The organism is Streptomyces katrae (genome assembly GCF_000966975.1).
GTDB classification, from domain to species: Bacteria; Actinomycetota; Actinomycetes; order Streptomycetales; family Streptomycetaceae; genus Streptomyces; species Streptomyces katrae.
The window spans coordinates 1-7,619 of record NZ_JZWV01000696.1; the positions used below are offsets into that span (position 1 = coordinate 1).

Here is a 7,619-nt window from a genome sequence, read left to right on the forward strand (position 1 = left end):
CCCCGCCCGGGCCGCCGCCGCGGCCGGCAGCGGCAGGCCGAGGAAGCCGTGGAACGCCCCCGGGTGCAGCCGCACCTCGCAGTCCACCCCCGCCTCCCCCAGCCGGCGCGCGTACTCCAGCCCCTCGTCCCGCAGCAGGTCGCAGTCGGCGAGGACGATCAGGGTGCGGGGCAGTCCGGACAGGTCCGGGGCCCGTAGCGGCGAGACGTGCGGGTGGGCGGGGTCTCCGCCGTACTGGTCCCAGTACCAGGCCATGTGCGCGGCGGTGTGGAAGTACCCGCGCCCGTACGCCGCGACCGACTCGGAGCCCATCGAGGCGTCCAGCGGCGGGTACACCAGCAGCTGCCCGGCGACGAGTTGCGGCGCCCGCAGCGCGGTGACGGCCGCCAGGTTGCCCCCGCTGGAGTCCCCGGCCACCACCACCCGCCCCGCGTCGCACCCCAGCCCGTCCGCCCCGGCCCGCGCCCACAGCAGCACCGCCAGCGCGTCGTCGGCCGCGGCGGGCCAGGGGTGCTCCGGGGCCAGCCGGTAGCCGGCCGAGACGACCACCGCCCCGGAGGCCGCGGCCAGCTCACGGCACAGGGCGTCGTGCGTGTCGAGCCCGCCCATCACCCAGCCGCCCCCGTGGAGGTACACCACGAGCACCCGTCCCCGCTCCCCCGGCGCGGGGTCGTAGACCCGCACCGGCACCCCCGAGGCCACGGAGTCCCGTACCGAGGCCACCTCCGGCCCCCGCACCCCCGGCCGCTCCGACCCGGCCGCCACCACCGCCCGCAGGGCCGCGACGTCCCCGGGCCCCGGAAACCCCGCCGCCATGGCCTCGCACAGCCGCCGCGCGTCCGGGGCCAGCCGGTCCCCCTTCACCCGGTCCCCGCTCATCGCGCCGTCATCCCCCCGTCGACCACGAACTCCGCACCCGTCACGTACGAGGAGGCCTCCGAGCACAGGAACAGCACCAGCTCCCCCACCTCCCCCGGGCGCCCCATCCGCCCCAGCGGCACGTGCGACCAGTCCCGCCCCTCGACCGCCCCCGCCACCATCGGCGTGTCGATGGCACCCGGGTGCACCGAGTTGACCCGTATCCCGTCCCCGGCGAGATCCAGCGCCGCCGAGCGGGTCAGCCCGCGCAGGCCGAACTTCGTGGACCCGTACGCCGCGTGGCCCGGGATGCCGACCAGACCGGCGGTGGAGGAGACGTTGACGACCGAGCCGCCCCCGCCCGCCCGCAGCACCGGGGCCACCGCCTGGATCCCGAGGAACGGCCCCAGCAGGTTGACCCGCAGCAGTTCCTCGAACCCCTCGGCGCTCTGCTCCTCCACGTGCGCGGTGCGCCACAGGGCGGCGTTGTTGACCAGCGCCGACACCGTCCCGAAGGCGGCCACCGCCTCCCGCACCACCCCCGCCCAGCTGCCCGCGTCGGCGACGTCGTGCCGTACGAACAGGCCCCGGCCGCCCAGTTCCGCGGCGACCGCCCGGCCCTCCTCCTCCCGGAGGTCCGTGACCACGACCCGCGCGCCCGCCCGCGCGCACAGCCTGGCCTCCTCGGCGCCCTGGCCGCGCGCGGCGCCCGTGATGACGACGACCTTCCCGTCCAGCGAGATCACGTTTCCTCCGTACGCACGACGGGAGTTGGGCAGCACCACCCCAACCCATATGCCTAATAGAAATACTTCTAGCAGTCACACCCATCAGAGGGAAGGCCGCCACCGAAACCGGTCGTAGACTGCGCTCCGTGGCAGCAGACGAGACGGCAGAAGGCACCCCCGGCGCGGCGGCCGCCCGGCGCACGCTCCCCGCGACCAGCTGGGCGGTGCTCGGACTGCTCTCCTTCGGCGAGGAGCTCTCCGGGTACGACCTGAAGAAGTGGTCGGACTGGTCGCTGCGCTTCTTCTACTGGAGCCCTTCCTTCAGCCAGATCTACGGCGAGCTCAAGCGCCTGGAGAAGGCCGGTTACGCCTCCTCCCGCATGGTCGCCCAGGACAGCGGCACCCGCGACAAGCGGGTGTACCGGATCACCGACGCCGGCATGGACGCCGTACGGCGGTGGGCGCGCGAGACCCCCGTCGACCCGCCGGTCCTCAAGCACGGACCGATGCTGCGGCTGTGGCTGGGCCATCTGCTGGAGCCGGAGCAGATGCGCGAACTCCTCCTCCAACAGCAGGAGTTCGCCGAGGGGATGCGGCGCGGCGCGGAGGCGGACGTGGCGGCCGCGCAGGAGGAGGAGGCCTGGGCGTACCCCACCCTCACCCTGAAGTGGGCCGAGCGGTACTACGCCTCCGAGCGCGACCTGGCGGCCGCCATGCTGGAGGACCTGGAGGACCTGGAGGACATCAAGGCCCGGAACACCCGCCCGCAGCCGCACACGGACACGGACACCACACCGTGACGGGCGGCGCCGGCGCCATCAGCCTGCGCAAGGTCGAGGAAACCGCCCCGGCCCTGGTGCCCCTCTACAAGAGCGCCGGCGTCTCGCTCCGCAAGCACGGCCTGGAGGGCGGGCGGGCCGCGGTCTACCTGGTCCTGGACCACTCCGGCTCCATGCGCCCCTACTACGGCGACGGCACCGTACAGGCCTTCGCGGACCGGGTCCTGGGTCTCTCCGCGCACCTCGACTCCGACGGCCGCGTACCGGTCGTCTTCTTCTCCACGGACGTCGACGCCATCGAGGAGGTCCCCCTCGCCGCCCACGAGGGCCGGGTCACGCAGATCGCCGCCGGCCTCGGCCACATGGGCAAGACCGCCTACCACCTGGCGATGGACGCGGTGATCGACCACTACCTGGACTCGGGCTCCACCGACCCGGCCCTGGTCGTCTTCCAGACCGACGGCGGCCCGGTCAACAAGCTCGCGGCGGAGAAGTACCTCTGCAAGGCGGCCCGGCTCCCCCTCTTCTGGCAGTTCGTCGGCTTCGGCAACACCCGCAGCAGCCAGTTCGACTTCCTGCGCCGCCTGGACGAACTCCCGGTGCCGCAGAAGCGGGTGGTGGACAACGCGGGCTACTTCCACGCCGGCCCCGACCCGCGCGCCGTACCGGACGCCGAACTGTACGACCGCCTCGTCGCCGAGTTCCCGGCCTGGCTGGCGGCGGCACGCCGGGCGGGCATCGTGCGCGCCTGACCGGCCACCGGAGGCGGGGCGCGCTTTGATGGACGCATGACGACGAACAACTGGGCAGCGTTCGAGAAGGCGGAACCGGACTTCGCGGAGGCGGTACGGGCCCGCTTCGCACAGTTCCCGCACCACGTCCTGGCCACCCTGCGCAAGGACGGCTCCCCCCGCCTGACCGGGCTCACCGTGGAGTTCCGCGGGGGCGAGCTGTGGCTGGGCATGATGGCGGGTTCGATGAAGGCCCGCGACCTCCAGCACGACCCGCGTTTCGCCCTGCACACCAACCCCGGCCCGGACGACACCATGCCCGACGGTGACGTACGGATCTCGGGCCGGGCGGTGGAGATCGTGGACCCGCCCGAACTCCACCGCTACGCGGAGGAGAAGGACACCCCGCACCCCTTCCACCTCTTCCACGCCGACCTGACCGAGGTGGTCCACACGACGGTCGACGGCGAGGAACTGGTGGTCCGGACCTGGACCCCCACCCGAGGCCTCCACACCCTCCGCCGCGGCAACGACGACGAACCACCCCGCGAGGTCCCGGCGCAGTGACCTCCGACCGGACGGAACCGTTTGCGTGGACGGACGGCATCGAGGCCCGTTGGCGCGGGCCCGCATCGGAGGCGTACCGGGCCAAGCACCGGGCCGCCGCTGAGGATGCCGTCCGCATCCGGCGGGCGATGCAGCTCCTGGCCAAGGCGATCCGCTTGAGCAAGGACGGCTTTTCGGCACAGGAACTGGAGATCCTGGAGGACTTCCGACGGCTCCAGTCCCGCGCGGACATCCAGGCCGAGGCGGATGCGCTGTCGACACCCGACACCACGCCGGGACCGCCGCCGGGACCGCGCAGCCGCATCGCCGATCTGTAGAACGGGCCACAAGTACCTGGGGGGATTTCATGTCGTCGAGCGGCGACCACATATCGGTGGACTTCGCCACTCTCCAGAGTGCGGCCGGGGACCTCGAGGAGATCCTCAAAACGCTCAACGAGCAGCTCGACCTGCTCTACCAGCGTGTCGAGAAGGCCGTCCTCGGCTGGGAGGGCGAGGCCCGCCAGACCTTCGTGGACCAACTCGACAAGTGGGACCGCTCCGCCCAGGACCTCCAGGCCACCCAGGCCTGGCTGCACGAGACCGTGGTGCACGGCCACCTCACCTACGCTTCCGCCCACAGGGCCGTGCTGCGCGGCTGGGGGGCCGCCTGATGGGGGCGCCTCCCTCCCCGGCGGCGAACGGCGGTTTCGACGTCCAGCCGGTGCACGTGCACCATGCGGCCGACCAGGTGAAGGAAGCCCAGTTCGCCCACGCAGACCGGGGGTTCGCCCTGGTCGACGTGCTGAACAAGTACAACCAGTCCGCCGGGACCGGACGGGGTGCGGATGCGTTCGCGGACGCCTACCAAGAGGTGGCGGCCAAGTTCCTCGAAGCCTGGGGGCGCGAAGGCCTCGGACGAGTTCAACGCCGCCATCGCCGGGATCACCGACCCGAAGGACAAGGGCGAGTGGCAGGCGGCCATGCGGGCCTTCGGCCAGACCATCTGGGGCACGACGGCATGGGGCCGCCAGCTGGACGCGCAAGGCAAGCGGACCCAGGCCGGAGGCCGGGAATGGCGGACCACCAAAATGGCGGACCACCAAGGACCTCCCGCCTTCCGGCCGGCGCCCCATCGTCGACGTCCTGAAGAAGACTGCGGAGGAGGTCGCGCCCCTTCTCGAGCACCTCTGCGACGTCGGCGAGCGGACCACCAAGTTCACCACCCAGGCCGCCATCACCGCGGCGAAGGCCACGGCTGCGGACCTCAGCGACATGAGCGTGACGAACCTGACCAAGATGGCGGTCGGCGGGCTCGTCGGCCGTATCGTGCTGGCCTTCCGGTCCCACATGGACAAGTCGGGGTGCGACGCGGTCGTCGAGACGTACCACAAGGAGTTCACGGAGGCGGCGGGCAAGCTGAAGGCCCTCCTCCCGGAACTCGAGATCGCCATCAAGAGCGCGCCGACCTACCAGGCGGAATTGGCCCGCGCCCAAGGCTTCGGCGCCCGCTCGCTCAACGAGTTCAAGAAGGAGCACCGCTGGCAGACCTCGGTCCCGCACGAGGGCCCCCTCAACGGGCCCGCATGGACCGGTCGGACCATCGAGGTGGACAAGGACACCAGCACGATCGCGCCCGCCCGAGACACTCGGGGCGTGACCTCGCATCTCAAGTACGACCCGAACCTGAACCCGCCGTTCGTCGTCTACACGTCGACGCCTCAATAGTGGAGCGAATGATGGAAGAGGGCCAGCTGGACGCGCAGGCCTGGTCGGAGGCGCTCACGCTTTACAAGTGGCTCTGCACGTTCGTCGGTGTCGCTCCGCGCGAGCACGACGAATGGTGGCTCGATGTGGGGGCGATCATGCGTCTTGAGACCCAGGACCCACGGGGGTGGGAATCAATCGACCCCTACGAGGGCGAGGAGGAACGCCTGGAAGACCCGCTGTTCCCGTGGCTGGAGACACCCTCCACCACTGTGGATGCGGAGCGCTACCGGAGGCGGGTGGATGAAATCCCCCGGTCCTCGGTGCGGTCGCTGATCGTCCTGCTCGGAGCCGGAACGAGCCGCCTGGACCTCTCCAAGTCATTGGGTTGGGAGGAACGCAGGCCCGAGATGGAACGCCGGGCCGGTGTGATCCTGTCGCGCTTTCCTGACGGCACCCGCTTCTACACCAACCTCGGCTGGAAGAGCGACCATCCGGAATTCTACGAACAGCCCTTCCGGACCCATGCCCCCTTCAGCCAGTACGACTGGGATGCCGGGCTGATCGCCGTGAACGACGACGAAGTCGCCGTGCTCTGGAATTTCCTGTCCCTCTGACCCGCCCGACCCGCCGAACCGGGAACATCACGTGCTCACCAGATCCGCCACATACCCCGACCGCGAAACCGCCCAGTGGGCCACCCAGCAGGTCGTCAACCGCAATGAGCAGGCCATCCACCGCTGGCTGGCCCAGGGCACCCGCCCCCGCCTGACCATCGAAGCCTCCTGGCCGTCGCGCGAGGATCCGGTCGGCCGCGTCCTGATCCAGGCCATGGCGCTCGCCGGGCGCGGGGCCGTGGACGTGCGGGCCGCGCGGGTGGTGCTGCGGCGGGAGCCCGCGAGCGCGCTCGGGTTCGTCGTGCACGGCACCTTCCCGATCTACCTGTAGAGGCGACCTCCCCATGTCCATGAAGCCCCTGGAGTTCGACCGCCGCTACGGCGAGCTCGACCAGGTGATCAGCGCCTACGCCGGCCAGTCGGCCGACGACACCCCGGACCGGCCCGGTCGGGCCCTCACCGCCTACCTGCGCCACACGTGGCACACCCGCCCCTGGGCTCTGTCGGTCGCCGAGCAGCAGCTTCGCGCCTACGCCGAGAACCCGCCCGGCCGGCTGCGACACCGCCTCGGCGAGTTCTACCCGGTCCCCGACATCGGCCTCCCCGAGGCCGAGATCCAGCAGTGGCTGCTGGTACTCGCCGATCACATCAGGTGGAGCATCGAGGAGGGCCGGGTCCCGGCCCCGGTGGCCCTGCCCGAGACGCACTGGGAATGGCACGCCCGGTTCCCCGAACTCGGTCAGTTCCTGGGCGGCTGGTTCTCCCAGGACATGCCCGACGAGTTCGACGACCACGACACCGCCGTCCGCGACTACGCCGACTCGGCCGACCCCACCCTCGTGGCACGCGTCGTCGGTGAGGTGCGCGAGCTCCTCGCCCTGGGCCTGGAGGAGGTCGACTACGCCGTGGGCGTGGCCGAGCTCGGCATGGAGGTCGACCCGCCGGCCCCCTACGCACCGAGCGGCTGGCTGGCCGTGGTCGCCGAACGACTGGCCGGACCCCGCGCCGCGTACGCCTAGGGACGGGTCAGGGGAGCCGGCGGCCCGGCGGGGTCACGGTGGGGAGCGGGGTGAGGGCGGTGGGGGCGACGTCTACCCAGTTGCGGTCGATGTTGATCGTCTCGTCGCCGTACGTGGCGTCGTGGTCCCCCTGGTACTGGTGGGCCCGGCGCGGGCCGGACCACTGGGTGGTGCCGGAGGGCAGGCCCAGGTCGGCGTCGGTGACGGAGGCCGCGCCGTTCCAGCGGGCCACCCACAGGACGTCCGGCATGGCCTGCGGGGCCTGGGCGTAGTGGGCGGAGAGCGCCTTGGCTCCCGAGCTCGCGGAGACGTAGGCCGCCGCGTGGTAGCCGAGCTCGTGCAGCCGTACGGTCCAGGCGGTGAGGTGGGCGACGACCGGGGCGTCCCAGGTGTCGCGGTCGGTGTAGTTCTCCAGGTCGGCGTAGAGCGGGGTGCCGGCGGGCAGGCCGAGTGCGCGGGCCGCCGCGGCCGCGCCTTCGGCGGCCTCGCGGCCCTGGTCGTCGGCCTCGGAGGGGTCGGTGGACAGGCCGGTGCTGGTGCTGTGCCAGGGCTGCGGCCCCACCCAGATCGGCATCAGGTGCCAGCCCGCCGCGAGTTGCCTGCGCACCCAGTCGGCCGTCAGCTGCGGCTGGGCG

Annotated in this window: 13 protein-coding genes; 9 read left to right on the top strand and 4 right to left on the bottom strand. The window is 71.9% G+C overall.

What is annotated here, in order from left to right; genetic code table 11:
• The coding region (locus tag VR44_RS24250; protein WP_045949704.1) for an alpha/beta hydrolase at positions 1-879 on the bottom strand (879 nt) is incomplete at its 3' end.
• Positions 876-1,604, bottom strand: coding sequence for an SDR family NAD(P)-dependent oxidoreductase (locus VR44_RS24255; protein ID WP_045949705.1), 729 nt, complete (start codon positions 1,602-1,604; stop codon positions 876-878). The genes VR44_RS24255 and VR44_RS24250, both read right to left, overlap by 4 nt.
• Before the next feature lie 128 nt (positions 1,605-1,732).
• On the opposite strand from VR44_RS24255, the gene VR44_RS24260 reads away from it, so the two are divergent.
• Genes VR44_RS24260 through VR44_RS24280 form a run of 5 tightly spaced genes read left to right on the top strand, consistent with a single transcriptional unit; the run spans position 1,733 to position 4,315 of the window.
• A complete protein-coding gene (locus VR44_RS24260) occupies positions 1,733-2,386 on the top strand; it encodes a PadR family transcriptional regulator (RefSeq protein WP_045949706.1) in 654 nt (217 codons plus the stop codon).
• Entirely contained in the window at positions 2,383-3,117 is a 735-nt protein-coding gene (locus VR44_RS24265) for a vWA domain-containing protein (protein WP_045949707.1), read from the top strand. Before VR44_RS24260 ends, VR44_RS24265 begins: the two co-directional genes overlap by 4 nt.
• Positions 3,118-3,153: 36 nt before the next feature.
• On the top strand, positions 3,154-3,663 hold the full coding sequence (locus VR44_RS24270; protein ID WP_045949708.1) for a pyridoxamine 5'-phosphate oxidase family protein: 510 nt from the start codon (positions 3,154-3,156) through the stop codon (positions 3,661-3,663).
• Positions 3,660-3,980 carry a hypothetical protein gene (locus VR44_RS24275; RefSeq protein ID WP_045949709.1) on the top strand — a complete coding sequence of 107 codons (321 nt, stop codon included), beginning with the start codon at positions 3,660-3,662 and terminating at the stop codon, positions 3,978-3,980. The genes VR44_RS24270 and VR44_RS24275 overlap by 4 nt, the downstream gene beginning before the upstream one ends.
• A gap of 29 nt (positions 3,981-4,009) precedes the next feature.
• Positions 4,010-4,315 carry a WXG100 family type VII secretion target gene (locus VR44_RS24280; protein WP_045949710.1) on the top strand — a complete coding sequence of 102 codons (306 nt, stop codon included), beginning with the start codon at positions 4,010-4,012 and terminating at the stop codon, positions 4,313-4,315.
• Here VR44_RS24280 and VR44_RS45245 read toward each other — a convergent pair.
• Complete coding sequence (locus VR44_RS45245) at positions 4,267-4,656, bottom strand: hypothetical protein (protein ID WP_157880389.1); 390 nt, start codon at positions 4,654-4,656, stop codon at positions 4,267-4,269. The genes VR44_RS24280 and VR44_RS45245 overlap by 49 nt on opposite strands.
• A gap of 260 nt (positions 4,657-4,916) precedes the next feature.
• Here VR44_RS45245 and VR44_RS24285 point away from each other — a divergent pair, with 260 nt between their 5' ends.
• From VR44_RS24285 to VR44_RS24300, 4 genes are read left to right on the top strand one after another with little or no spacing between them, the layout of a single operon-like run.
• Complete coding sequence (locus VR44_RS24285) at positions 4,917-5,369, top strand: hypothetical protein (RefSeq protein WP_045949711.1); 453 nt, start codon at positions 4,917-4,919, stop codon at positions 5,367-5,369.
• Positions 5,370-5,377: 8 nt separating this feature from the next.
• On the top strand, positions 5,378-5,965 hold the full coding sequence (locus VR44_RS24290; RefSeq protein ID WP_052713797.1) for a hypothetical protein: 588 nt from the start codon (positions 5,378-5,380) through the stop codon (positions 5,963-5,965).
• Positions 5,966-5,996: 31 nt separating this feature from the next.
• Positions 5,997-6,296 carry an RNase A-like domain-containing protein gene (locus tag VR44_RS24295; RefSeq protein ID WP_045949712.1) on the top strand — a complete coding sequence of 100 codons (300 nt, stop codon included), beginning with the start codon at positions 5,997-5,999 and terminating at the stop codon, positions 6,294-6,296.
• Between the two features lie 13 nt (positions 6,297-6,309).
• Positions 6,310-6,984, top strand: a complete 675-nt coding sequence (locus VR44_RS24300; RefSeq protein WP_045949713.1) for a contact-dependent growth inhibition system immunity protein — start codon at positions 6,310-6,312, stop codon at positions 6,982-6,984.
• A gap of 7 nt (positions 6,985-6,991) precedes the next feature.
• On the opposite strand, the gene VR44_RS24305 is transcribed toward VR44_RS24300, so the two are convergent.
• Positions 6,992-7,619: DUF1906 domain-containing protein (locus VR44_RS24305; RefSeq protein ID WP_045949714.1), on the bottom strand; the 628-nt coding region annotated here is incomplete at its 5' end.